The organism is Lysinibacillus sp. AR18-8 (genome assembly GCF_001705465.1).
GTDB lineage: Bacteria > Bacillota > Bacilli > Bacillales_A > Planococcaceae > Lysinibacillus > Lysinibacillus capsici.
Genome location: NZ_MDGU01000010.1, coordinates 168,073 through 194,658 on the forward strand (window position 1 = coordinate 168,073; position 26,586 = coordinate 194,658).

At 36.5% G+C, this 26,586-nt stretch carries 25 protein-coding genes; 6 read left to right on the forward strand and 19 right to left on the reverse strand.

The features are described from left to right. Window positions 1-77: 77 nt before the first annotated feature. The 7 genes from BFM98_RS09840 to BFM98_RS09870 all read right to left on the reverse strand — a co-directional run bounded on the left by BFM98_RS09840 (window position 78) and on the right by BFM98_RS09870 (window position 7,084). A complete protein-coding gene (locus tag BFM98_RS09840) occupies window positions 78-317 on the reverse strand; it encodes a hypothetical protein (protein WP_048391979.1) in 240 nt (79 codons plus the stop codon). A 64-nt stretch (window positions 318-381) separates the two neighbouring features. Continuing rightward, window positions 382-1,149: a 2,4-dienoyl-CoA reductase gene (gene fadH / locus BFM98_RS09845; protein ID WP_066037225.1), complete on the reverse strand. Its 768-nt coding sequence runs from the start codon at window positions 1,147-1,149 to the stop codon at window positions 382-384. 151 nt (window positions 1,150-1,300) lie between these two features. Continuing rightward, complete coding sequence (locus BFM98_RS09850; RefSeq protein ID WP_066037226.1) at window positions 1,301-2,485, reverse strand: iron-containing alcohol dehydrogenase; 1,185 nt, start codon at window positions 2,483-2,485, stop codon at window positions 1,301-1,303. 15 nt (window positions 2,486-2,500) lie between these two features. Next, a complete protein-coding gene (locus BFM98_RS09855; protein ID WP_066037227.1) occupies window positions 2,501-3,262 on the reverse strand; it encodes a 3-hydroxybutyrate dehydrogenase in 762 nt (253 codons plus the stop codon). Window positions 3,263-3,274: 12 nt separating this feature from the next. After that, the gene (locus BFM98_RS09860) at window positions 3,275-4,591 is read right to left on the reverse strand and encodes a GntP family permease (RefSeq protein ID WP_054549811.1); all 1,317 of its coding nucleotides are present in this window, start codon (window positions 4,589-4,591) and stop codon (window positions 3,275-3,277) included. 63 nt (window positions 4,592-4,654) lie between these two features. Beyond that, window positions 4,655-6,175, reverse strand: coding sequence for a CoA-acylating methylmalonate-semialdehyde dehydrogenase (locus BFM98_RS09865; protein WP_066037228.1), 1,521 nt, complete (start codon window positions 6,173-6,175; stop codon window positions 4,655-4,657). 15 nt (window positions 6,176-6,190) lie between these two features. Beyond that, window positions 6,191-7,084, reverse strand: coding sequence for an NAD(P)-dependent oxidoreductase (locus BFM98_RS09870; protein ID WP_066037229.1), 894 nt, complete (start codon window positions 7,082-7,084; stop codon window positions 6,191-6,193). A gap of 235 nt (window positions 7,085-7,319) precedes the next feature. Between BFM98_RS09870 and BFM98_RS09875 the strand changes: the two genes are divergently transcribed. After that, the gene (locus BFM98_RS09875; RefSeq protein WP_048391986.1) at window positions 7,320-7,931 is read left to right on the forward strand and encodes a TetR/AcrR family transcriptional regulator; all 612 of its coding nucleotides are present in this window, start codon (window positions 7,320-7,322) and stop codon (window positions 7,929-7,931) included. Between the two features lie 46 nt (window positions 7,932-7,977). Here BFM98_RS09875 and BFM98_RS09880 read toward each other — a convergent pair whose 3' ends face one another. The 6 genes from BFM98_RS09880 to BFM98_RS09905 form a co-directional block, all read right to left on the reverse strand. After that, entirely contained in the window at window positions 7,978-9,984 is a 2,007-nt protein-coding gene (locus BFM98_RS09880) for a GGDEF and EAL domain-containing protein (protein ID WP_066037230.1), read from the reverse strand. Between the two features lie 29 nt (window positions 9,985-10,013). Next, window positions 10,014-12,170, reverse strand: coding sequence for an RNA degradosome polyphosphate kinase (locus BFM98_RS09885; RefSeq protein ID WP_048391988.1), 2,157 nt, complete (start codon window positions 12,168-12,170; stop codon window positions 10,014-10,016). Continuing rightward, entirely contained in the window at window positions 12,167-13,714 is a 1,548-nt protein-coding gene (locus BFM98_RS09890) for a Ppx/GppA family phosphatase (RefSeq protein WP_066037231.1), read from the reverse strand. Before BFM98_RS09890 ends, BFM98_RS09885 begins: the two co-directional genes overlap by 4 nt. 165 nt (window positions 13,715-13,879) lie before the next feature. After that, window positions 13,880-14,782 (reverse strand): chemotaxis protein, encoded by a 903-nt coding sequence (locus BFM98_RS09895; RefSeq protein WP_048391990.1) that lies wholly within the window; start codon window positions 14,780-14,782, stop codon window positions 13,880-13,882. A 65-nt stretch (window positions 14,783-14,847) separates the two neighbouring features. Beyond that, a complete protein-coding gene (locus BFM98_RS09900; RefSeq protein ID WP_066037232.1) occupies window positions 14,848-16,170 on the reverse strand; it encodes an MFS transporter in 1,323 nt (440 codons plus the stop codon). A gap of 203 nt (window positions 16,171-16,373) precedes the next feature. Beyond that, window positions 16,374-16,694, reverse strand: a complete 321-nt coding sequence (locus BFM98_RS09905; RefSeq protein WP_016992449.1) for a winged helix-turn-helix transcriptional regulator — start codon at window positions 16,692-16,694, stop codon at window positions 16,374-16,376. A gap of 157 nt (window positions 16,695-16,851) precedes the next feature. Here BFM98_RS09905 and BFM98_RS09910 point away from each other — a divergent pair, with 157 nt between their 5' ends. Beyond that, window positions 16,852-17,244 (forward strand): DoxX family protein, encoded by a 393-nt coding sequence (locus tag BFM98_RS09910; RefSeq protein ID WP_048391993.1) that lies wholly within the window; start codon window positions 16,852-16,854, stop codon window positions 17,242-17,244. Window positions 17,245-17,311: 67 nt separating this feature from the next. On the opposite strand, the gene BFM98_RS09915 is transcribed toward BFM98_RS09910, so the two are convergent. From BFM98_RS09915 to BFM98_RS09920, 3 genes are all read right to left on the reverse strand, one after another. Continuing rightward, window positions 17,312-18,178, reverse strand: coding sequence for an NAD(P)-dependent oxidoreductase (locus BFM98_RS09915; RefSeq protein ID WP_048391994.1), 867 nt, complete (start codon window positions 18,176-18,178; stop codon window positions 17,312-17,314). Window positions 18,179-18,478: 300 nt separating this feature from the next. Further along, a complete protein-coding gene (locus tag BFM98_RS23390; protein ID WP_004224595.1) occupies window positions 18,479-18,655 on the reverse strand; it encodes an aspartyl-phosphate phosphatase Spo0E family protein in 177 nt (58 codons plus the stop codon). 92 nt (window positions 18,656-18,747) lie between these two features. Further along, window positions 18,748-18,936, reverse strand: a complete 189-nt coding sequence (locus BFM98_RS09920) for a hypothetical protein (protein WP_048391995.1) — start codon at window positions 18,934-18,936, stop codon at window positions 18,748-18,750. A 123-nt stretch (window positions 18,937-19,059) separates the two neighbouring features. Between BFM98_RS09920 and BFM98_RS09925 the strand changes: the two genes are divergently transcribed. From BFM98_RS09925 to BFM98_RS09935, 3 genes are all read left to right on the forward strand, one after another. Then, window positions 19,060-19,248, forward strand: a complete 189-nt coding sequence (locus BFM98_RS09925) for a YkvS family protein (RefSeq protein ID WP_004224583.1) — start codon at window positions 19,060-19,062, stop codon at window positions 19,246-19,248. 79 nt (window positions 19,249-19,327) lie between these two features. Beyond that, window positions 19,328-19,945 (forward strand): CPBP family intramembrane glutamic endopeptidase, encoded by a 618-nt coding sequence (locus BFM98_RS09930; RefSeq protein ID WP_004224581.1) that lies wholly within the window; start codon window positions 19,328-19,330, stop codon window positions 19,943-19,945. A gap of 61 nt (window positions 19,946-20,006) precedes the next feature. After that, window positions 20,007-20,699: a hypothetical protein gene (locus BFM98_RS09935; protein WP_066037233.1), complete on the forward strand. Its 693-nt coding sequence runs from the start codon at window positions 20,007-20,009 to the stop codon at window positions 20,697-20,699. Window positions 20,700-20,782: 83 nt separating this feature from the next. On the opposite strand, the gene BFM98_RS09940 is transcribed toward BFM98_RS09935, so the two are convergent. Beyond that, the gene (locus BFM98_RS09940) at window positions 20,783-21,229 is read right to left on the reverse strand and encodes a MarR family winged helix-turn-helix transcriptional regulator (protein WP_004224579.1); all 447 of its coding nucleotides are present in this window, start codon (window positions 21,227-21,229) and stop codon (window positions 20,783-20,785) included. 122 nt (window positions 21,230-21,351) lie between these two features. Then, window positions 21,352-22,770, reverse strand: coding sequence for a PAS domain-containing sensor histidine kinase (locus tag BFM98_RS09945; protein ID WP_231595608.1), 1,419 nt, complete (start codon window positions 22,768-22,770; stop codon window positions 21,352-21,354). 260 nt (window positions 22,771-23,030) lie between these two features. On the opposite strand from BFM98_RS09945, the gene BFM98_RS09950 reads away from it, so the two are divergent. Continuing rightward, the gene (locus BFM98_RS09950; protein ID WP_066037234.1) at window positions 23,031-24,770 is read left to right on the forward strand and encodes a B12-binding domain-containing radical SAM protein; all 1,740 of its coding nucleotides are present in this window, start codon (window positions 23,031-23,033) and stop codon (window positions 24,768-24,770) included. A 341-nt stretch (window positions 24,771-25,111) separates the two neighbouring features. On the opposite strand, the gene BFM98_RS09955 is transcribed toward BFM98_RS09950, so the two are convergent. Continuing rightward, on the reverse strand, window positions 25,112-26,467 hold the full coding sequence (locus BFM98_RS09955; protein ID WP_054549806.1) for a TrkH family potassium uptake protein: 1,356 nt from the start codon (window positions 26,465-26,467) through the stop codon (window positions 25,112-25,114). Window positions 26,468-26,586: the final 119 nt, after the last annotated feature.

Here is a 26,586-nt window from a genome sequence, read left to right on the forward strand (position 1 = left end):
ATTTTAGCCTTTACAGCAAAAACTTAGAATATCTTCATCCAGTCAAGTTTTCGTGACTGAATGAAGATGGTTCTGAACTAATAGCCAGCCTTACTCCAGTAGTAAAAAATCATGATTCCTAAAAAAAGTAAAAAAATTGCATAGACCCAAACAATTGGGTTCAACATCGTTGCATATTCTTCAACTGTTTCTGAAATAGGGGTATCATTTTCAGATTTCCGTTCAGAAGTCATTTTAGCTATTTTTAATGTATAAACAAACGAAATAGCAGAAATGATCACAATGGCAATAATTGCTGGTATTAACCACATACCCATCGGCAAAACTCCTTTCTTTACCCTTAGTATGCGTCAACCCAGCTATTCGTTATGCAAAGATTTTTTAGAATGGATATTGATTGAGCCACTGCCCACCATCCAAAGTTACACATTCTCCATTCATATAACTTGCTTTGTTAGACATCATAAATGTAGCTAAATCAGCAATTTCTTCTGGTGTTCCTATACGGCCTAGTGGAACAGAATCTAGTGTACGAGCTGCCGCTGCTTCTGATTCCCAAAGCTTATCGGCTCCACCAGTACGCTCGATCGGGCCTGGTGCAATAGCATTAACCCGAATCCCATACTGTTTCCCCCACTCAACAGCTAGCGTTCTCGTCAATGATAGTACCCCTGCTTTTGCTGCAGCTGAATGGATCACACCTGCTCCTGCATTCCAAGCATACGTCGCTACCATATTTAATATAGACCCTTTGATCTTATTCTCAATCCAATACTTGCCTACTGCTGAAGAGCAATAGAATGTACCATTTAATACAATATCTACGACAGCCTTCCAGCCATTCGGTGATAAATCCTCTGCACGTACAATAAAGTTACCTGCTGCATTATTCACAAGCCCATCAACTTGACCAAATTTTTCAATAGCAAATTCGAGCATAGCCTCAGCATGCTCAGGTACACGTACATCCATTTGGAATGTCTCAATAGAGGGACCAGCCTCCGCTATAAATTTCTTTGCCTCTGCTAATCGTTCTTCGTTACGACCTGTTATAACAACATTAGCTCCCTCAGTTACGAACTGCTTTGCCATATACAGCCCCATGCCACTTGATCCACCCGTAATAATAATCGTCTTCCCTTGCAACATTCCATTTCCCCCTTTGTTAAAAATGAATGGTGATTCACTAAAAGTTTACTATATATTCTCGAATATGTCATATTAATTCTATAGAATGCGAGTTTATTTTCTGAAAAAATATAAAAGAGCCATTCATTCAATGAATAGCTCTCCAATATCATTAAAACTCATACGTATAGGCAATTTTATATAGCTCCATTAACTCTTCTAAAGTTGGTATCTTCGGATTGTTACCAGGACTCCCACTTGCAAGTGCATCCTCAGCCATTTTAGGAATGGCCTGATAATAAGCATGCTCCTCGATTCCCCACTGCTTTAAATTGCCAATTTTCATATACTTACACATATCTTTAATGGACGTAATAGCAAGCTGAGCAAGTTCCTCTTGCGATAGACGTTCTTTTGTTTTATTAAAAAATTGTCCTAAATCTGCCAATCGATCTATACAAGCGTCTTTTGAATAATCTAGTACAGCTGGTAAAAGCATCGCATTGGAGATGCCATGCGGTACGTGGAAAAGTGCCCCAATCGGACGAGACATTCCATGTACAAGGGCAACAGAAGCATTAGAAAATGACAGCCCTGCCTGCATCGAACCCAATGACATCGCTTCCCTAGCATCAACATCATCTCCATATTCATAAACCCTTATGATGTTATTCACAATTAATTCCATAGCAGATAAGGCGAGCACATTCGAATAAGGATGAGCTAAACGCGATAAATAGCTCTCAATGGCATGGCTCAATGCATCTATTCCAGTTGCTGCAGTAATTGCTGGAGGTGAGGTAATGGTTAAAATAGGATCAACAATCGCTATAGTGGGCATAAAAGCTGGTTGCTTAATCATCATTTTCACATCACTTTTTGTATTGGTAATAACAGTGGCATCTGTTGCTTCAGAGCCTGTACCTGCTGTTGTTGGTATCGCAATGTGTGGAATTGGTGCTTCAGCTGCAACCTTTGCCATTTTCATATAATCTCCTATGTAGCCGCCATTTGTAGCCACTACTGCAATCGCCTTCGCCGTATCAATACAGCTACCACCACCAACAGAAATAATGACATCACAGTTTTCTTTCTGCAAAAGCTGCAATCCCTCTGCTACATACGTATCATCTGGCTCAGTTGTCACCCCTATATATGAAACGACGTCTATCCCTTGGGTCTTTAACAGTGTATGGCATTTCTTGATAAAGCCTAAACTGTCCATAATTGGATCACTAATAATTAATGCCTTTGAACCTAGTTTTTTCGCATACTCTCCTACTTCTTCAAATGAATCTCGACCATATACAATCGTTCCTGGAGAATGAACAGTAAAGATGGTTTTTGTTTGAATCATATTTTCCCTCCTAAGCTATTGAGCTGTATAGCCACCATCTAATAGTATGGCCTGGCCGGTTAACCCCTTTGCTACATCACTTGCTAAATATAATGCAAGTCCTGTAATTTCTGAGACATCAAGTAAACGTTTTTGCGGTACAAGTGGATATAACACTTGTTCAAGAACTTCTTCCACTTGAATACCCCGTGTCTGTGCTAAATCCATAAACTGATTACGTACTAATTCCGTGTCAACATACCCTGGACAAATAGCATTTACCGTAATTCCCTCTGTCGCCACCTCTAGTGCCGTTACCTTAGTAAGCCCAATCACACCATGCTTTGCTGCATTATATCCCGCCTTCCCAGCAAACCCAATGACGCCATTGATGGAGGCCATATTGATAATACGACCAAATTGATTTTTCTTCATATGTGGTAACGCATACTTCATCGCCACAAAGGGAGCAACGACCATCACTTTTTGCATTGACTCAAAAATTTCTGTCTTAAAATCCTCAATAAGCGACACATGTTGAAATCCTGCATTATTGATTAAAATATCTAATGTTGAGAATTTATTAATCGTAAAATCAATGGCTTCTCTTATGGCTTGTTCTTCTGTCACATCACATATATAGGAAGTTAAAGAGGGGTATTGTGCGACGGCTTCCTCAAGAAGCTGTTCATTTTTATCTGATATCACAACATTAGCCCCTTGCTCAGCAAATGCTTGTGCCATAGCAAGACCAATACCACGAGCTGCCCCTGTAATAAAAACCGTTTTTCCTTGCATACTTCATCCCTCCTACATCCCTAATGAGAATAATATGATTGCAAGTATTGTACCTATGATAGGGATAATAACCGTCAAAGCTCCAAATGGCATATATGCATCCTTATGCTTTTCATTACATACTGAATTGATGGTTGTCACAACATATCCTCCGTGCGGCAATGAATCTAGGGAACCAGATGCTATAGCGATTGTCCGATGCAACGCCTCTGTATCTACACCCATCTCGATATAATGCGGTGCTAGTAAGGGCATAGCAATTGTTTGTCCCCCTGATGCTGAACCTGTTAAACCAGCAATAACCGCAATTGCTAAGGCTCCTCCAATCAGTGGACTGCCAGGGATATTGGTCATTACATCAACAGTTGCAACAAAGGATGGTGTTGCTTTTACTACCCCGCCAAAGCCGACAACAGCCGCCGTATTTGCAATGGCAATAATAGCACCCATTGCACCTGCTGCTAATGTTGCGCCAACTGACTTTGCATATTTGTAACTCACTAAATAAGCAACGATACAGCCACTTGTTAAGGCTACAATTAAAGCAGAGGTTCCAAGTGAATCATGGAAAATATAAGAAATGACTAAAACAACTAATAATGGTATGAGACTCAAAAGGGGACTCGGAAGCTTTCTTGTTTCATCAGCTACTGGATCGGTGGAGCGCTCAATGAAAATTTCCCCATTGTTAACAGCGCGTTTAATCATCCAATTCAGCCAAAGCGAGCCACCAACAGCCATAAAAATAGCCACGACAATACTAACTTGCCAACCTGCATATGGAGTTGTACCAAGATATGGAATTGGTATCCAATTTTGAATCTCAGGTGAGCCTGCTGATGTCATCGTAAATGTGACAGAACCTAGGCCCAGTGCAGCAGGAATAAAACGTCGTGGAAAGTTTGCTTGTTTAAATAAACTAATAGCCATTGGATAAACTGAAAAGGCTACGATAAAAACTGAAACACCACCATATGTGAGTACTGCTGCAGCTAAAACTACAGCATATGTGGCATATTTCACCCCTATTTTTTCTACAATCCATTTAGAGACACTATCTGCAGCGCCTGTGTCCTCCATGACTTTGCCGAAAATGGCGCCCGCCATGAACATTAAATACCATGAACCAACAAATCCGGTGAATCCATCCATATAGCTCGTTAGAAAGTTGGCCTGATCTTTATCAGCTGTTTGAGGAAAAAATGCAAGACCGTTTGTTAAGGCTGCTAACAGCGCAGTTAACGGTGCTGAAATAAGTAGATTTACACCCTTCATTGTTAAATAAACTAATAATGCTAAACTACCAAAAAGACCAATATACTCTAACATTTACACCCCACCCATCCCCTTTTTTAGAAAAAGAGCTGTATAACTCTACAGCTCTAGGTTTTATTAGTCGTTATTGCTTGGGAATGAAAACGTGGATGCTGAGGAGGCATTGCCAGCCATCCAACGCTCTGAAATTGTCTTAGTTTTTGTAAAGAATCGTGCTTGATCTGGGCCAAACATATGCCCCTCACCAAAACGAGATCCTTTAAAGCCTGCAAAGTTATGGTAGCCAACAGGAATTGGAATTGGTACATTGACACCAACCATGCCAACATCAATTTCTGTTGTAAATTTTCGAGCTGCTAATCCATCATTCGTAAAGATTGTGACACCATTACCTAGCTCATGCTTATTGATAAGTGTAATAGCTTCCTCTAAGGAATCTACACGAACAACATTGCGAGCTGGACCAAATATTTCTTGCTCGTAAACTTCCATGCCTGGCTTTACATGATCTAATAATGTAGGCCCTACATAGAACCCTTTAGACTCTTTGACAATATCAAGTTCTCGTCCGTCACAAATTACTGAAGCTCCTTCGGCTTCCCCTCGATCAATTGCAGTAAGAATTGCTTCTTTTGAATGCTGAGAAATAACAGGGCCAAAATCTGAATCAGGGTTTGTATATGGGCCTACTTTCAGATTAGAAATTTTTTCCTTAAGAATATCCACTAGGCGATCAGCAGTATCCTTTCCTACAGGCATGATAGTAGATATTGCCATGCAACGTTGGGATGCTGCTCCATAAGCTGCACCAATAAAGGCATTAGCAACCTGTTCAAGATCCGCATCTGGCATCACGACCATATTGTTTTTACCACCACCAAGAGCCGTGACACGTTTACCGTACTTTGATCCTGTTTCATAAATATATTTAGCTACTGGTGTTGATCCAACAAATGAAATCGCTTGCACAGCTGGGTTTTCTAAAAGTTCATTGACTGCATCTTTATCACCATTGATTACTGTCCAAATACCATCAGGCAATCCCGCCTTCTTCCAAAGCTCACTAACATATAATGAAGTCATTGGCACACGCTCAGATGCCTTTAAAATAACCGCATTTCCTACAGCAATGGCCATACTCGTTTGTGCTAGAGGCACCATGATGGGGAAATTAAATGGAGAAATTGCTGCCACAACCCCTAAAGGATATTTTGCAGAATAAGCATTTATTTGACCTCCAACATTTACGGAGTATTCTCCTTTCATTAAATGTGGCGCACCAATGGCTAAGTCAACAGATTCAAGTCCTCGTGTAATCTCACCTTTGGCATCTTCAATCGTTTTACCGCTTTCAGTACAAATGATTTGTAATAGCTCTTCCATATTTTCAGTGATAAGGTTACGGAACTTTAATACAATTTCTGCACGCTTAGCCACTGATGTATCACGCCAAGCCGGAAATGCTGCTTGAGCTTGCTCGATTGCATCTTGTGTTTCCTCTACTGTTGCAAGGGGTACCTTAGCAATGACTTCACCTGTTGTTGGGTTAAATACCGAACCGAATCGGCCACTTTTTCCTTCAACCAATTTGCCACCAATAAAATGTGTTAATGTTTTAACCTCTTGTGTCGTTGTCATATCCATTTCCTCCTCTTAAAATTGTTCTAGTTTACATTTTTCTTTTAAACTTAAATAAGCTGCAGACATATCTTTTTCTCCATAGCCCTGCTGAGCAATTTCACTATAAAGATCCACTAACTTTTCGCCGATTCGCAGCGATACGCCTGCTTCATCCGCCATTTCCTTAGCTAACTTCAAATCTTTTAATAGTAGATTTGTCGAAAAGCCCGGCTCATAATTATCATTTTTCATATATTCCAAATAATTACGTTCATAAATACGGCTTTGCCCATAACTATTATTTAATACTTCATAGAGCGTGTCTGCCTGAATACCCATTTTTTCGCCAAGTACAATCGTTTCAGCAACTGCCTCTGTGTAAAAGCCAATCATTAAGTTATTGAGTAATTTAATTCGCGTTCCTATACTTGAAGATGTGCCCAAGTGATAAATGTTTTTACCGACTATTCTGAATATTTCACCAGCACTTATATAATCATCTGTGTCACCACCAACCATAATAGTTAATGTCGCATTGATAGCCCCAATGACACCCCCACTGACAGGTGCTCCCAAATAACGTAATCCCAAAGCTATAGCTTCTGTATGTAACGTATCATTCAATTCGGGATTAACAGTACTAAAATCAATCAGCAGGCACCCTTTCTTTGCATGTTGTAAAATTCCTTGCTCTGATCGATAAACCAATTCTACAACCTGAGGGGTAGGCAAACTTGTCATAATAACATCACATTGTTTCGCAATATCCATAGCTGTCTCAAGGCCGAAACCACCTGCTGCTGCGAATTGTTCCATTGCTTCCGCATTCGTATCGAAACCATATACCTGATAATCTGCTCTTAATAAGTTAATAGCCATCGGTAAACCCATATTCCCTAAGCCAATAAAACCCAATTTTTTCTTCATTGTGACCTCCCCATTCCTTGAAAATACAACAGAAAACTTGATGATATACTAGCCAACTTTCATTTTTTAAAGTAACATTAGTAACGAGATAACATCATTGACCGCAGTCATTGACTTCGGTCATTTAAATCATAATCAATCGAAATCCATCTCGTCAATTAAAAAATTAATATTTTCAGAATATTTTTTACAAAAGATATTTTACAATATTTTATACAGGAGGTATTAGCTACCAATGGAAACACTCACAAGCAGACAGAAAAAGGCATTAGAAACACGTGAAAAATTATTGAAAACTTCTTTAGATTTATTTAACAAGCATGGTTATGAACATGTTTCTGTTGAACAAATTACAAAGGCATGTAATGTTTCAAAGGGTACATTTTATACACATTTCCCATCTAAATATGATGTTATTTTAGAAAAATTTAAGGAGCTTGATAATTTTTATCGTACAGTTGAAAAAAATATTGATCCCACATTACCAGCAAGTGAAAAAATACTCTTAGTGTATCAAGAGCAAATGAGATATTTAACCAATATTGTGGGAAAGGATTTATTACGTACAGTATATACGGCTGCTATGACAAACCAAGTAGAACAGGATCATTATTTAATCAATCCACAACGTAAGATTTTTCAGATAATGAATACATATATCGAGGAAGGAATTCAACATGGGGAATTTAGACAAGATGTTTCTGCTGCTACCATACAAACACTTATTCAGCGCTGTATGCGTGCCAATGTCTATGATTGGTTGATACATAGTGAAGACTTTGACCTAGCCTCTGAGATGGCGCAATTCACAGCAATTGTCTTAAACGGTCTTAAAAACGGCAAATAAAAAAGTAGCACTTCATCTATTTTGTGATGAAAGTGCTACCCGTTTTCTAGCTTACAAAATATTGTTGTACAATCGTTTCAACTGGTAATGGTTTATTATACAAATAGCCTTGCCCTTTTTGACAACGATGGCGTTTGAGAAAATCAACTTGTATTGGTTCTTCAATTCCCTCAGCAATGACCTCTAATCCTAAATTATGAGACATCGAAATAATGGCTTTTATGATGGCTTCATTTTTGTCATCCTTCGCTATATCTGCAATAAATGACTGATCAATTTTAATAATATCAATCGGATAACGCTTGAGATAACTTAATGAGGAATAGCCTGTCCCAAAGTCATCCACAGACACATAAACACCTAATTGCTTCAGTTCTGTAAGAATCGAAAATGTTTCATGTACATTTGTCATGGAACTTTCGGTAATTTCTACTTCTAATAATTCAGGCGGTACACCATATTTCTTTAAAGCTGTTTTAATTTTTCGGGCAAAATTTTCTTTTCTAAATTGTTTTGGGGATATATTGACTGCAATCCGTACAGGACGATATCCTTTCGATTGCCATTCTTTTTGGTAACGACATACCTCATCAATAATCCAATCACCGATTTCAATAATCAACCCTGAGGCTTCCGCAATAGGAATAAATTGTGCTGGTGATACAAAACCAAATTTACGGTTATTCCATCGTAATAATGCTTCAAAGCTATTGATGCTATTATTTGCTAAATCCATTTGCGGTTGTAAATGGAGACTTAGCTCATTAAATTCAATTGCTCGACGTAAATGTGCCTCCATTAATGCTTCGTTTGGAAAAATGGCCGTCATATCTTCACGGTAGTAGCGATAATGTGAACGACCATGTTCTTTAACAGAAAATAAAGCTTTATCTGCTTTCCGTACAAGTGTCTCGATATCTTTACCATCTGCTGGGCTAAGTGAAATCCCAATCGATACGCTAATAAAATATTCCTGTCCATCTATCATAAATGGCTGTTTTAATACGTCCATAATCAAGTTTGCAGTTCGTTCAATTTTTTGGATGGTTGCATCTTTTAGCACAAAAATAAACTCATCACTATTATATCGATATAACGAACACTTTGAGTAGCAAAGCTCCCGTAACCTATGACTAAACATACGCATCAAATCATCTCCCTTGCTCTCGCCAAGGGATTCATTAAACTTTTTAAAACGGTCAATGTCAACTAAAATAAGAGCGGCTTGCTTATGCTCTTGCTTTTTATCATTTAAATGCTGTAGCCAATGCTCCTTAAAAGCTTTTCGATTCCAAATACCTGTTAATTCATCCATTAGTGCTAGGTAATAGAATGCTTCATGATCATTCATAAATGAATTAGCATCTTTAACAAATAGGTGGACACCCACAACCTCACCATTATAATAGGTTGGATGCGTTCTTAAATAAAAGGGCTCTTTGCTTAGTAAATCACCTTTCAATAAGCATTTAGGCATGCCAAACGCTGAACCTTCGATTGTTTTGGTAAATAATAGTTTAAACTCATTGAGATATTTACTTTCGAGTAATGAAAAAATATCTAGTCCAATTAGACTGTGCTGCTCTCTCGATAGTGTAGCAGTAGCAGCAATATTTTGATGAATTATTCGACCTTGTAAATCTGTCGTTAACACTGGACTTATATGTTGTTCAATGAACTGTAAATAGGGATTTTCTTCAAATGATGTCGCTCGAAGAATAATGGCAACTATTGATTCAGAAAAGTGCTGAACATGAAGCATAAATGTTTTCTCTTGAAGACCGTTACCTAATTTTAGAGTATGCTGTTTATTGATTTCTTCAATTAGAAATCCCGACAATTGCAGCCAGCATTGCTTAGTAAAAAAGTTCTCAGCGTTTTTGGCTGTTATATCCTGCAGCTCAATCATTGACGATAGCTTTTCATTAAATTCAACGACCTCAAACACTGTCTTATCAACTTGTCTCAAACAAATGATTGCATCAAATGGATTCAGTTGCATGAGCTGTTGATATTCTGCAAATGGCGCTACATTTTCTCTACATTTTTTCATTCTATCCCTCACTAAGTAGCGTGTTTGCTCTATTCTTCGTCTAGCGTAGGCTTTAATGCATCCTTCAAGAAAATTTCCTGGCTATTTAATGGATCTTCGCTACGATCAAACTCTTTATAATGATACTTACCATTAGAGTCTTGAATACGGGCTTTGGCAGTATCCATTAATTGTGCATTCATTATGTCAATAATACGAGTTTTTGCTTCACTTGCATATACAGGGAATAAAATTTCTACACGTTTAATCATATTGCGTGTCATCATATCTGCAGAGGATAAATATACTTTATTTTCCCCATTATGATGGAACCAATAAATACGAGAATGTTCAAGGAAACGACCAACAATACTTGTTACAGTAATGTTCTCACTAATACCTGGGATTCCTGGTCTAATACAGCATATACCACGAATAATAAGCTCGACCTTTACACCCGCAATCGATGCCTCATAAAGCTTCATCATTAAATCTTTGTCTGTCAATGAATTCATTTTTGCACGAATAAAACCATTTCCATATTTTTTATGACAGGCAATTTCCTCATCCATTAACCGAATAAACTCATCGCGTATATCAAATGGTGCAACGACTAAATGATTAAAGGTAGGCTTTTCTGTATAGCCACTTAAGTAGTTAAAGAAATTTGTCGCATCAATGCCAAACTCTTTATCTGTCGTTATTATGCCCATATCCGTATAAATTTTTGCAGTTGCATCATTATAATTTCCTGTACCCAAATGGACAAAACGTTCAATTTTGCCGTTACGACGACTTACGACTAGCGTGATTTTTGAGTGCGTTTTTAAATTATTCATCCCATAGATCACAAGACAACCTGCTTGTTCTAATTGTTTTGCCCAGTGCACATTGTTTTCTTCATCGAAGCGAGCCTTTAGCTCCACTAATACCGTTACTTGTTTACCATTTTCAGCGGCAAGCTTTAACGCTTGAATAATCGGTGAATTTCCGCTTACTCGATATAATGTCTGTTTTATAGCCAACACATTCGGGTTGACAGCGGCCTCAGAAATAAAATCAACAATAGGGGCAAAAGATTCATATGGATGATGGAAAAATATATCCTGTTGAAGTGCTTTTTCAAAAATATTTTCGTCAGACTGTAAATCTAAAGGTGGCTGTGGGATAAAGCTTTCATATTCTAAATGCTCACGACCTACTGAAATACCTTTCACAAAAGAGAACATAAACGTTAAATCCAAAGGACCATCAATATGGAATACATCCGATTCTTCTATTTCGAATTCATCTAGTAAGTATTGCAGCACTTCCTCGTTCATTTCTCCAACTCGAACTTCTAAACGGCTTCCTACTCCCCATTTTCGCTTTTTCAGCTCTTTTTCGATCTCCACGAGAAGATCTCGAGCCCCTTCTTCATGGATAGTTAAATCTGCATTTCTTGTTAAGCGGAAGGCTTGTGCTGATTTTACGCTATAGCCATAAAACAGCTTTTCAATATGCGCTACTATCACATCCTCCAATAAAACTACAACTGTCTTACCTTCTTCGGACGGTACTTTTATATAGCGATCTAACACAGATGGAACCTGGACAATCGCCACTTTTTCACGACTTTCAAGATCTGACTCATCCTGCTCTAACAGCACTAGTAAATTCAAAGTTTTACCAAGCAAGGTTGGGAAAGGACGATATGCATCCACTGCAACAGGGGTTAAAACAGGGAAGATAGTTTCTGCAAACATTTCATTGATAAATGATTTTTGCTTGCTATTTAAATCTTTCATGTCCGCAATATGTACATTATGTTGAGGTAGTAAATCATAGATTAAATGTCTATACACCTCAGTTTGTCGACGCACTAATGCTTGTGTGCGTTCTGCTATTTTGGCCAACTGTTCCTTCGGCGTTAAGCCAGATTTGTTTTCGGGCTTATGAAAACCAGCACGTACCTGGTCCTGTAAGCCTGCAACACGAACCATAAAAAATTCATCTAGATTGGAACTAAATATAGCTAAAAATTTTAAACGCTCGAGCAGAGGATTATTAATATCCTCTGCTTCCTCTAGCACGCGTTCATTAAAGGCAAGCCAGCTTAATTCACGATTATTATAATATTGAGGCTTTGCAATTTCCTCTAACAATAGATTGTAGTTTTCGGAGAACTCTTCCCCATGTAGCTCGTTTTTCGTTACTTCAGTTGTCATCCATTGTTCCACCCTTCTTCAATAAAATTGATCTTCATTGGGATTTTTAATGCACGTTCTAAATGCTTTCTATGTCGATTGGCTTGATACTTTTCAGCCGCAGCATTCTTTTTTACATAAATATTAAGCTGAACATGATCTTCTTCGGTGTGCATTTCAATAGCATGTACTATATTGCGTTTTGAAACATTTAATGCATAGACAAATTTTAATAACGCTCCGAAGTCTCTTATTTTACGATGTTCCTCCCGACTCATCCATGTAGCAAATGGGGCAGCAAATCGTTCGAAATAATCTTTATTTTTATAGGAGGCAAGAAGTGCTAGTTTTACTCGTTCTAAATGATTTAAACCATCAATGGATTGATTCGCAATTAAATAAAAAGTATGTTGGCTTGAAGAGCTTAATTCGATATACTCTCCTATATTAAAAACCTTCGCCGCTTTTGCTAATAAATGCAAATCTTCTGGATGATATTGCAAGTAGCCTAAATGACAACATTCACGATACAATTGGTCTGCTAAATGCATTAAATAATCTACTTCCACTTCACTCCGACCATACTGACGTGCTAATCTTCTAGCATTTCCTTCAAATACATTATATTTATCAAACGCCTTTGTATCTGTTTGCAAAATCCGTTGAATAATGAGTCCCTCACGTAAACCTCGCTTTGTCAGTTGGAAGGTCTCACTACCAACTACCTCCATCAACACTCTAAATACCTCTAATGCAGGAACAATGATATCTGCACGGTCAGATGAGAGACCATCCAATTGTTTCAATTCCTGAAAGCTTAATTGCCCTAAAAATAAGCTTAAATCATCCAAATTTTCCTTTGTCATTTCATAACCATGTACGCTGGCAATAGGATAATCATGCTTTTGTTGATGTATTTGAGCAATATTACGTGCACTACCACCAATTGCGATAATAGGTAGAGCAACATTTTTTATCCAAGGGAGTGTTTGGAACTGCTCTTTGACAAAGGCAAGAAGCTCTTTTTTCTCACTACTATTGATAATGTCACCTTTTACAAAACGTTGCTTTAAAGAAACTGTCCCAAAAGGGAAACTATGTGATTGCTGAATTTCTTTATTTTCAAACAGCGTAATTTCGGTACTACCACCACCGATATCGATTGTTACGGCCGATTTTGTACCCATGGAGTAAGCAACAGCAACGTAGCCAAAATAGGCCTCTTCCTCTTCTGATAAAAGCTCTATTTGGATACCAGTCCGTTCTTTCATTTCCTCTATAATTTTGTCTCGATTAGTGGCTTGTCGAATAGCCGCAGTCGCAGCAGCTTTTACATCTGTTACTTCAAAATCCTCAAGCATGGCTTTAAATGTTAATAAAGTTTCTGATAACACTTGAATACCTTCATCAGACATCTCTCCTGAGGGCTGTATATATGTACGCAAACGTGCTACCGTCTTAATATTTCCAAGCTCACGAAGTCCCTCTTCATTATCATATTGATATAATACTAATCGTATAGTATTGGAGCCGATATCAATAATAGCTGTTTTTAATTCATTCAAATAATCACATCCTTCAAGCATCTACCATTTATTTTGTTCATAATATTTGGACATATACAAAAAAATCGGACCCTCTTAATTAAGGCATCCGACTTTACTTTCATTTATTTATACTTGCAGGATACCCATTATTAAAATTGAGAAGTATCATGTAAGCCATGGTGATTACAGAATAAGTTGGTCAACACGTAAAATGAGCTCTGCAATTTCTGGCTTACTTATTTGATCCTCAGCCCCTACTTGATCACCTTTATGACGAAGGTCATCTGTAATTAGACTTGAAAAAATGATAACAGGAAGCTTTTGAAGATCGGGATGCTCTTTGATTTTTCGTGTTAAATGATGGCCATCCATTTGTGGCATTTCAATATCCGTTACCACCAATTGAATATGCTCTGCTATGTCACTACCACTCTTTGCAATTCCCTCTAAGTATTCATAAGCATCGCGGCCATTTTCAAAGAATTCAACATTGTCATAACCAGCTTCACTCATAGTATCAAACAGTAATTTACGTAATAACGGTGAATCTTCTGCAATTAAAATTCGCTTTCCAGATCGCTCACGTTTACCGAGCTTTTTAACAGATTCCACACTAATTCCTGATGCAGGATTGATATCCACCATAATTCTTTCGAAATCTAGTAATAGAATCATTTGCTCATTCTGTTTAATCACACCAATTACTTGTGATGTACCCCCTTGATACATATCTGAAGGCTTTTCGATTTGATTCCAAGAAATACGATGAATTTGTGTTACATTATCTACATGGAAAACGACACGTTGTTTATTAAATTCTGCGACAATATATTTTTGTTGTGGATTACGCTCAGCACCTTGAATTCCTAATACTCGTAGCATATCTACAACAGGTAATACCTCACCTCGTAATTGAATGATTCCTTCTACATGCGGGTGCGCGTGTGGGATAAACGTTACTGGGATCGGTTGAATAATTTCTTTTACTTTAATAACATTGATGCCAAACTTATTGTTTGCTACTTCAAATTCAACAATCTCTAGCTCATTTGTGCCACTTTCTAATAATATTCCTTTATGTTCCAATGCAACCCCGCTCCTTTCTCTACATCTGTTTATAATTCAATTGTATCATAGGCAATACATTTCTCCTACTTGCTATTTCCATTTTTATCATTAACTTTTAGATGTACCAATAGACCAACGACAGTCATAACGATCAACGTTGATAATGCTACACGACTAGCAATAGTACCATAATCCTTCATCCATAATGTAACAGTTCCATATATAGCTGGACCAATAATGGAGGATACTTTACCTGAAAAAGCAAACAACCCAAAAAATTGTCCACGTTTTTCGTTCGGTGATAATTCAATAATATATGTCCGAGATGTCACCCACATTGAGCCAAGTGATATACCAAATAGACTACCAGCAAGCCAGAACATCCATTGTGCTGAAGCAAAAACAGCGAATACCAAAGCAACAATCATAATAAGTGCAACAATTGTAATGGCACGTTTAGCGCCTATAGATTTCGTAATATACCCAAAGGCAAGTGACCCAATGATTGTTGAGACAGTAGAGACCAAATAAAGTACGATAAATTGTCCAGAACTAAAGCCAACAATCGTTGTCGCATAAACAGCCATCATAGCAATCGTTGTAGCAATGGCATCATTTAGAAAGAAATAAGCAATCATAAAGGTAAAGATTGCTTTATATTGCTTCATATCTTTAAATGTTTGAATGATTTCTTTATAACCATCTAAAAACTTTAAGGACTTTCGTTGGGACTTTGGGATCGGTGTATCTTTATTAATTAAGAATAATGGCAATGAAAAGAGTAGATACAGAATGGCTGTTGGGATAAATGCTCGATGAAAATCGCTGTTACCAACATACAAGTAAACAAGTAATCCAAAAAGTGTACCAAGATACCCGATTGCAACACCATACCCTGAAATGAGTGGCATCTCTTCTTTTGTCCCTAGATCACCCATCATAGAATCGTAAAATACTAAACTTGAATTAAAGAAAAATTTTGCTATGACAAAACTTGCAACTACCAAAAATAAACTAAGAGGCACACCAGAGTAATTGACAGTGGTTTGTGAATTAGCAAATATTCCCATCATAAATGTAAATAGAATAGATATGGATGCAAACCATACAATAAATCTCTTTTTATAACCTGTGTTATCAATCCACACACCGAAAAGGGGTGAAAAGATAACGAGCAACAAGCTTGCAATGGCATTTGCATAAGATATAAAGGTGCTCGCAACTTGTTGCATGACTTCATTTGTTCCTAAAACCTCATCCATGTAAAAGGGAAAAAATATTGTATTTATATTTGAAGAAAAAATTGTATTCGCAAAATCATAAAATGCCCATGAAAGTATCGGTAATGATAAATAAATGGCTAATTGACTTCGATGTTGTACGTCTATAGCTGTACTCTTCTTCATAAAACCCTCCTCTCCATTCTCTATAATAAACAATTAATTTCTCTCTGAAATAAAAAATACCTTTTTTTAAAGAAAATTAATATTATTTACAATATAACAGTAAATTCACTGAAAAATAACTGCCAAATGGTCGATAATTGAACGCTTATTTTCTGTGTAAAACCAAAAAAGGTATTCAAGCCCCTCGCTTGAATACCTTTTTATCATTCTATATCTATGGTTACCCATTCAGAGGACCATTGCTCAATCGCTTTTAGCACAGGTGCAATAGCATAACCCTTTTCTGTAAGTTCATACTCAATGACAACTGGTGTTGATGGAATTACTGTACGTAGCACTATTTGCTCAGTCTCTAACTCCTTTAAACGTTCTGTTAATACACGACTACTAATATTCAACTGATTTTTAATGGTCGAATACCTTTGCGGACCATCTAATAGCTGATAAATAAGTAGTGTATTCCAACGATGATTTAATATCATGAGTGCTTTTTCAAATCGCGGACAAATATTTTTTTGATCCAAATGACTTCCCCCTTTGTATATTAGTTCCTATTTAAGAGTATATCACTTTTTAAAAAAACTTGTTCTAAAAATACATTAAGTTACTTGACAAAAGTTGTTTTTAAAAATAAACTAAGTTACGAATTGTAAGCAAAAAAAGATAAGGAGTTACTTTATTATGCAAAATATTGGTTCAACAATTTTACGTATCGTTCTAGGCGTTATTTTTGCAGTGCATGGTTTTCAAAAATTTCAAGGTGGCATTAGCTATACAGCTGACTTCTTTGATAGCCTAGGTATACCAGGATTTATGGCGTATATCGTGGCAATTATAGAATTAGTTGGAGGAATTGCAATTATTTTAGGTTTAGCAACAAGAATATTTGGTGCTTTATTAACCATTACAATGATTGTGGCGATCTTTACAGCAAAACTTAGCATCGGCTTTATCGGGGCAGATGGATTGGCTGGTTATGAATTAGATTTAGCTTTAGGTGCAATAGCTCTTTACTTTACTCTCGCAGGCGCATCCAGCTTCTCACTGGATTCTCAACTTTTCGGGAAAGAGTAAAACAAAAAACCTGAAGGTCTCCCATTTAAGGAGCCTTCAGGTTTCCTATTCAGAATCCCATCGCGAATTATTTATAATACTTTAAGAGTGCTTGTGTACCATTATCACCATAGCCTGCTGCGATTAATTTTTCATACATTTCATAGGCTAATGCAAGTCCTGGTAATGTTATGCCCATTTTGTTTGACTCGTCTAAAGCTATTTTCATATCCTTTACAAAATGTTTAATATAAAAGCCTGGTGCAAAATCTTCTTTTATCATACGTGGGGCTAAATTGCTTAAAGACCATGAACCTGCTGCACCTGAAGAGATCGATTGTAATACGGTAGGTAAATCTAATCCTGCCTTTAGTCCATAAGCTAGTGATTCACACACGCCAATCATACCAGAGGCAATAACAATTTGATTGCACATCTTTGCATGCTGCCCAGCTCCTGCTTCACCCTGATAAATTATATTTTCTCCAAATTGCTTCATAATTGGCAATACCTTGTCGTATGTGACCTGATCGCCACCAATCATGATAGACAAAGTGCCATTTTGAGCACCAATATCCCCACCTGAAACAGGGGCGTCTAAAGCCTCTACACCGATGGATTGAGCATACATATAAATTTTCTTGGCTAAAGATGGCTCTGAAGTCGTCATATCAATGACAATATTGCCTTGTTCTGCTGTTTGGAAGAGGCCATTTTCCCCAAAATATACTTCCTCTACATCTGAAGGATAGCCAACCATTGTAAAGGCAATTTCATGATTTTTAAATGCTTCAGCTGGTGAGCTTGCCCATGACGCCCCTAAGGCAACAAGAGGCTCTGCTTTTTCTTGCGTACGAGTATAGACGGTTACTTCATGACCATTTTTTAGTAAATGCTTAATAATACTAGCACCCATTACTCCAGTTCCAATAAATGCAATACGTTTCTTTGTCATATGTACATGCTCCTTTGTTCTAGAATGTCTGTACTCTCCGTGAGAGTCCAACTCTATATCTTTTCAGTTTAGGTGAAGGAATGAAATAATTCAAACTCTTCCCACAACTTGTACTAAAATTTATATGTAGGGCATATATACCGAATAAGCAAAAAAAAGAGAGCAAGTGATTGGGGGATCACTGCTCTAAAGGGGGAAATGAGAATGTTGCTGTGTTCATAGTAAGTTATTCCCCATTGAAATGCATTTTAAACATATATGTTAAAATGTTTTTTACTCTGAATACTGGAACAATCTTTTTTAGTCTTCTTGATCTTTTTCTTCTTCAAATGCCATCTGTCTATAATAAGTATTCATTAACTGATCTAATCTGCGACTCAGTTGAATGGTTTTTGCATTTTGTAACCCGTTTTCTACACCTGAGCGAATCATCATCTCACGAGTTTGTTCCATTTGTTTCAAGAGTAGATTGACCATTCATACAACCCTCCACACACAAATAATCATACCATTATTATACATTTATATTTCATTTCTTACAGCATTAACTTACGACAATGTTCGACAAATTAACTTCTAGGTGTTTCAGTATAAGTATAGATAATTCGCCCATTTTGCTTGGCCTCACCTCTATAATGTTTAAATAATGGGTGTTTTACAAGAATTTCACGAAATTCGTAAAATTCTTCCTTTTGAATTTCAATACTTTCTCTTTCCCCATTTTGTAATTGTTTAAGCATATTTTCGTATTTTTCCATGAACTTTATTCCTCTCTTTGCCTCATTTGTGTAATAAATTATGAATTATTTAAAAAAAGCTTTACGTTTACCAATTTTTCATGCAAACTGTATATTATTAGTCGATGAAGGAGCTGACTGTCTGTGAAAATAGCTGAAGTTGGAAATATTATCGAGTTTAAAAATGGTCTCCAAGGTATTGTAGAAAAGGTAAATGAAAATTCGGTGATCGTTAACTTAACATATATGGAGAATTTTGATTCCCTTGAAATTGAAGAAAAAACGGTCGTCAATCATAAACGATATAAAATTTTATATACTAATGAAGCTTAATAGTCTGAATAGTCCCTATTTGTCTTAATAGATGATAAGGGACTATTTTTTTGATAAGATTAAGGTATGGAGGTCGAATATGCTAACAAATTCGAAACAAACAATACTATTTCTCCTTTCTTTATTATTCGTTTATGGTATGCTTGCTTTTACCTTTGCTAATCAAGCTGTATTTTGGTACATGTATGCATTCACTCTACTAGTATGTATTGCCATTGCCATCTTAGCTGGCTCCATTGAAGATCAATTACCTACTTGGCAATTTTTACTCTTTGGTATTGGATACGGTACCATCACATATGGTATTATTCGCTTTGGTTACTGGCTCGCTCCATATATTAATAATAACTTAGTACAATCCGTTCAAAAATTTTTAGCAAGCTACGGACCACAAAATATTTGGCACTATGTTTTACTCGTATTTATCGTTGCCATAGGTGAAGAATTATTTTGGCGTGGTTATATCCAACAACAGTTAAAACGTTTTATGCGCCCACCGCTGGCTGTCATAGTTACCGCAGTATTATGTGCTGTATCAATTGCCCTTAGCGGATTTATGCTTGGTGTCATTGCTGCATTGGTAACAAGCATTATTTGGGGCTTCTTATATGAATGGCGTAAAAGTATGCCACTTGTTATTGTAGCTCATGTCGTTTTTGTACTATTATTATTTTTAGTGTTGCCGTTAACATCATAACATTAATATTTGGAAACATTTTATCTTTACTAACGTTTAATTTAGAAAAGGAGGGTTTTTTATGCAAAAAAAATTAGTTTCAATTCTTGCATTATTACTAACAGCCGTATTAGTTGTAGGTTGTAATACATCTGATAAAACAGGGGATTCAGATGCTCAGCAAAATGAGCCATCAAATACTGCTGCCGATCAAAAACCATCTGGAGATGATACAGCAGGTGAATCAAATGAGGAAGAAGAAGATACACCTGCATCAAATGATACAAATACAGAGGATGCCTCTAAACAGCCTCAACAAGATGTAAAATACGTCCAAAATGGTGTAGATAAAACTGAAAAGGCAACTGAATCAGCAAGTGTTGATCAAAGCTATAAACTACAACAGCTTCCTGGTTTTACACTGACACAAGAAGAGCCTGGTAAAGACATGTTAGTGTCCAATGATGATGACGAAGTGTTTATGCGTATTGAAACAATTGAAGCTTCACAATCGAGCTTTGAAGAAGTAAAAACAACTATGCAAGATTATATGAACGCAGTGGGTGAAACAGTAGCTCTAACTGCTGAGGAATTAACAGCATTTAAAGATGTTCAAAATATCGAGGGTTATGTTGTGGACTTCGACACTGAGAAAGTAATTGGGGTTGTCCTTGAGAAAGATGGTCTCATTACAAAATTAACTATTCATGATAATGATGAACAAGATTTAACAGATGCTATGCTTAATATGGCAGCAACTATATCTAAAAAATAATAAAATGCTAAGGACGATAGACATAGTCTATCGTCCTTTATTTGATCACAAAAAAGTTGTCTCAAATCAATGAGACAACTTTTTTAATAAGATAGGTCTTTGATAGAAAGGCCAATTTTCTTCAATAACGTAATAGCTTGCTCTTTTTCTTCTGGGGATAGTACACTCATTAATTCATGCAAATGCTGTTCGTGTTTTGGGAACAGCTCTCCCATAAAAGCTTCACCTTCAGGGGTGATTTCTGCATACGTAACACGACGATCAGCAGGACAAGATACTCGTAATAAGTAACCTCTCTTCTCTAGCTTATCAATGACATACGTAATAGACCCACTGGCTAACAAAATTTTATTGCCAATTTGCTGTAATGGCTGTCTTCCTTTATGATAGAGAAGTTCTAGAACAGCAAATTCAGTTGGGTTTAAACCATTATCCTGAAATAATTGATGTGTTGTTTCATTAATTGCTTTTAGTGCACGTGATAATACAATATATAATTTTAAAGATTGTTTTAGATCTTCTGACGGCATATTCTTTTCCTCTCACTTCGCTCTTTATACATGACATTATAGCGACATTAGAAAAGCATTGTCAAAAGCAATATATGATTTAGAAGGTTTTGTTGTTCATTATGCAACCATTTTTACTTTCTTTATGTTACTAAATAAGCAGAATCTTTTGTGGATACTTCCATTGTATCCATCTGATTGAATGTGTAAATTGGAAACTGCAGATGGAAGCATGTCCCCTTCTGTAGTTCACTACTAACGCCAATTACTCCTTCATGTTCTTCAATCACCTTTTTCACGAAAGCAAGGCCCAGTCCTGTCCCTGTTGATTTTGTCGTGTAAAAAGGCTGGAATAGGTTTTGAAGTGTCGTGCTGTCCATGCCAACACCTTCATCTTTTATCATAAGTTCGACAATCGCACAGTCATTTGTTGCCATTTCGACGGTAATCGTACCACCATTATTCATGGATTCCATTGCATTTTTAATTAAATTCATCAGCACTTGCTTTAGTCGATTCTCGTTGCCGCCAATATAGACTTGATTAGAGGTTGAAATATACTGAATCATAATATTTTTCATGAGTGCATCTGGTAGCATAAACTCAATGACTTGCTTTACAATATGATCCAGTTCTAATAATTCCACTTTCATCGTTGTTGGCTTAGACAATACTAATAATTCGGATAAGATTTGTTCCATCCGTTGAAGCTCACTGTCAATAACAGAGAGATACATGCGTGATTCATCATCAGCATTTAATTTTAGTAATTCAGTAAAACCCTTTAAAGAAGTTAATGGGTTACGAATTTCATGTGCAATACTCGCTGCCATCTGTCCCACAACGTTTAATGCTTGCTGATGCTCAACTTTATGTTGAAGTTGCTTTTTCTCTGTTTCATCATTAATCACAGTGACAATAATATTATTGTATTCATCAAAAATACTTGAAATTTCATAATAGCAAGTTCTGCTTACTTGTGTTTCATCGACTACATGAATGCTTGCATGTTTTTCACCCATTAACTTAGAAAGGTAGGTTGTAATTTGCCCCTTTTTCAATGTAAATGAATCAAATATATGCTGATGCGCTTTATGAAGAAGCTGCGAATTTTCAACTTTCAGAAACATTTCCGCATATTTATTTAGCCCAAGAATAATACCACTAGCGTCACTAACAATAACAGCATAAGGTAAGTAATCGTAGGCATTAAAAGATTGCGCTCTCTCATGTGCTTGGCTAACATATAATTTATGGGCAACATCATCATTTAATGTTGAAATTTGCGCAACAATTTCCTCTGTATTAGGATCATAAAAGCATTTGAAAGATAACATTTCGTAGTCATTTCCAACTGTGCGAATATTGAAAATTTCCTCTGAACGTAAATCATTTTGTAACTGTTTGACGAACTTAGTCCATTTAAAATTAGATGGCTCGTCCATAGCTAAATAGCCAATATAGGTTAAATTAAGATTGAAAAGATTGATAGCAGCCTCATTGACGTTTAAAATTTTCCCTGCTTTATTGAGTATAAGTGTTGGTGACGAAGTACTTTTCATAAGATTTCCAAAACATTGATTAATATCATTTTGCTTCAACTTTCTCACCGAACCTTTCAAAAGAGTAAAAAACCTCTAAAATCGAATTTTGAGCCTTTACTATACTTTATGACAGCACGATTCTATTATTACAAAATTTAGTAAATTTAAGTATTTTAAATTATTTCACGAACCGTTCACAAAATAAATAGGTAAAAAGAATTATATTGTATGTCAGATACTTGACTGATACAATAGGATGTTGAAAGGAAGATTATTGCATGAATACTATTTTAACTACTTTGAATGCAAAGTATATTCACACAAATTTAGCATTGCGCTATTTAAAAGGCGCAGCTTTACCGGAGTTTAATCCAATTATAGCAGAGTATACTATTAAAGACCCTGCTTTTAATATTGTATCAGATTTATTCCAAAAAAAACCTGATATCGTTGGATTTAGTTGCTATATCTGGAACATCGAAGAAACAATTCACGTTATCAAGATGTTAAAAACTGTCTGTCCAAATGTTAAAATTCTGCTCGGGGGACCTGAGGTTTCTTATGATTGTCACCATTGGTTACGTCGAATACCTGAGGTAGACTTCATTGTGATGGGTGAAGGAGAAACTTCATTTAAACAATTACTGCGCTATTTCCACGGTGAAATATTGTTAGAAGATGTTCCTGGTATTTGTTATTTAGAGGACGAGAAAGTCAAGATTCACGCTATGCCACCTAAAATTGATTTGCGCGAATTACCAAGTCCTTTTCGTTTTGAGGAGGATCTGCCCTATCTAGGTAAGCGAATTCAATATATCGAAACAAGCCGAGGCTGCCCATTTAGCTGCCAATTTTGTTTATCTTCTATTGAAGTTGGCGTCCGATACTTTAACCGTGAAATAATAAAAGAGGATATTCGTTTCTTAATGGATAACGGAGCTCGAACAATTAAATTTGTGGATCGCACCTTCAACATCAGTCGTAGCTACGCAATGGAAATGTTCCAATTTTTAATTGATGAACACAAACCAGGTGTTGTATTCCAGTTTGAAATCACGGCTGATATAATGCGCCCTGAAGTCATTCAATTCTTAAATGATAATGCACCGAAAGGTTTGTTCCGATTCGAAATAGGTGTTCAATCTACGAACGATTTAACAAATACTCTTGTAAAACGTCGTCAAAACTTTGAAAAACTAAAGCGAACAGTTACTATGGTGAAAGATGGCGGAAAAATAGATCAACATTTAGATTTAATTGCAGGTTTACCAGAGGAAGATTACGCTAGTTTTCGTCAAACATTTAATGATGTCTTTGCAATGCGGCCAGAGGAATTACAGCTTGGATTTTTGAAACTTTTACGCGGCACAGGACTTCGATTAGAAGCCGAGAAGTTTGGCTATACCTATGTGGATCTATCTCCTTACGAAATCTTTTCAAATAATGTTCTAACATTTGATGATATCGTCCGTATTAAGCATGCAGAGGATGTTCTTGAAAAGTATTGGAATGATCACCGTATGGATCATACGATTGAATACTTGGTTACAGAGGTCTTTGATACACCATTTGATTTCTTCCAAAACTTCGGAACATATTGGGAAACAAAAGGTTGGTCTCGTATTGGTCATCAGCTAGAGGATTTATTCCGTCGTTTATTAATGTTTTTAGAAACGATTGATGATGTGAATTTAAACATTGTCCAGAGTTTAATGCAGCTTGATTACTTAATGGCTCAGCAGTTCCAACCACGGAAGCTATGGTGGAATGAGCGTCCTACAGAAGAGCAACAAAAAGCCCTTTATCACGCTTTACGAGAAAATCCAGCTATCGCAGGCGAGGAATTTGCTAACTTTAAGTTAACTGAAAAAGAGTTGTTTAAGCATACCTTGATTATCCCTCATGCTCTTGATTACCAAGAGTTTGCAAATGGCAAAATTGTACAAAAAAATGGCTATCTGTTAACCTATTTCCGACATGGTCAAGCACCTTACTTTGCAACAATCTACTCTAACTAATAAGAAACGCTAGTCCTGTCATAACTATCAGGACTAGCTTTTTTTATTACTTAAACGATTCTTAAATCCTCATAGTAACAATAAAGACTGCTAAATTTATTCCTTCTGCGCTTCATTGTTCGGTTAGTTAAGTACTCATAGCCAGCCTTACCAATATAGGTCAAATTCCTTAAATAAAGATTGATAAAACTTTGTAAAAAATGCCCAAAAAACAATCTATCTAATCAGGAAATAAAAGTTTAAATTTTTTGAATATTTTATGACAAGATAATATTTTTTACTTTTATATGAGGTTTACGATGGAATTACTCCTTACTTAATGCCTCACATACTTTAAAAATTTAACCAATAATTACTCGTTCCTTCGGATAGTGGAAGCCTGATTTCTTTCCTCTTCCGCCACCCCCAAGAGTATAAAGGAATGATATTAATCCAACTCGACCAATAAACATTAAAATAATGATAATGATTTTACCAACCACTGATAAATCAGATGTTATGCCTAACGACATACCACATGTACCGAACGCTGAAGTAATTTCAAAAATAATTTGAATAAGAGATGCGTGTGGCTCTGTTATAAGCAAGATAAGGGTTGCAACTAATACCATGAAAAAGGCTAATAAAATTACGACAAATGATCGGAAGACATCAATCAAATGAATTTCTCGTCCAAATACTTGGATATCCTCTCTTCCTCTAGCAAAGGTAATTAAGAATAAAATGGCCAAGGCAAAAGTTGTGGTGCGAATACCTCCACCAACTGAGCTTGGGGAAGAGCCAATGAACATCAGGAAGCTCATGAATATATCTGTAGCTTCACTAAAAGTCGTGACATCGTAAGTAGTCAGTCCAGCTGATCTCGTTGATACAGAATGGAACATTGCTGAAAATAATGCCTCATGCCAAGACATTTCCTTAAAAGAATGGAATGATTCAAGGAGTAAAATGACAAGTGCACCAACTATAAATAAAATAGCGTATGTTGAAGTAGTGATTTTAGTAAATAAACTAAAACGGAAATTCTCGCGTCGATTAAGCAAAAAAGTCTTCAATTCAATTAATACCGGAAATCCGATAGCACCTAATACAATCAGTACCATGGTAACCATCTGTACAAAATAATCATCATGGAATGGCAGTAAGCTCATTCCCGTTATATCGAATCCTCCATTTGTCGTAGCAGAAATAGAGGCAAAAATTCCATGTAAAAAGGCTTCTTCTAATGTATCAAAATAATTGGTAAAATGTAGCGTTAAAATAATGGTACCCGTTAATTCAATGCCAAATAAAATTTTTAAAATTTCGCGGATTAATTTAACAACACCAGAGACACTGTACTGGTTATGATCAATCATGATTAACTGTCGCTCACGCATGCCTATTTTTTTCCCAACAAGCAGCCACACAAAGGTACCAAGTGACATAATACCAATGGCGCCTAACTGTAAAATAACAAGAATCATTACAAGCCCAAAGGTAGTATAGGTTTCCGAAATATTAATGGTTGTTAACCCAGTAACACTTACTGCACTTACTGCTGTAAACAAGCTATCTAAAAAAGAGACTTTTACACCTTCTTGATGAACGCCTGGAAGCCGTAATAACAGGAAGGAAATCGCTATTGCTATAAAATAATAAGAAACAAGTACCTGAAATGGTGTGACTAGTTTATTTGATGATTTTTTCCAAGGCACTTTAACAACTCCTCCCACATATGATGCCCAACTAGATAGATTATAGTATAGAAAAAATACATAAAAAAAGAAAGAGGAATAGTGATAACTATTCCTCCCAGACTGTAGACAAACTCAAT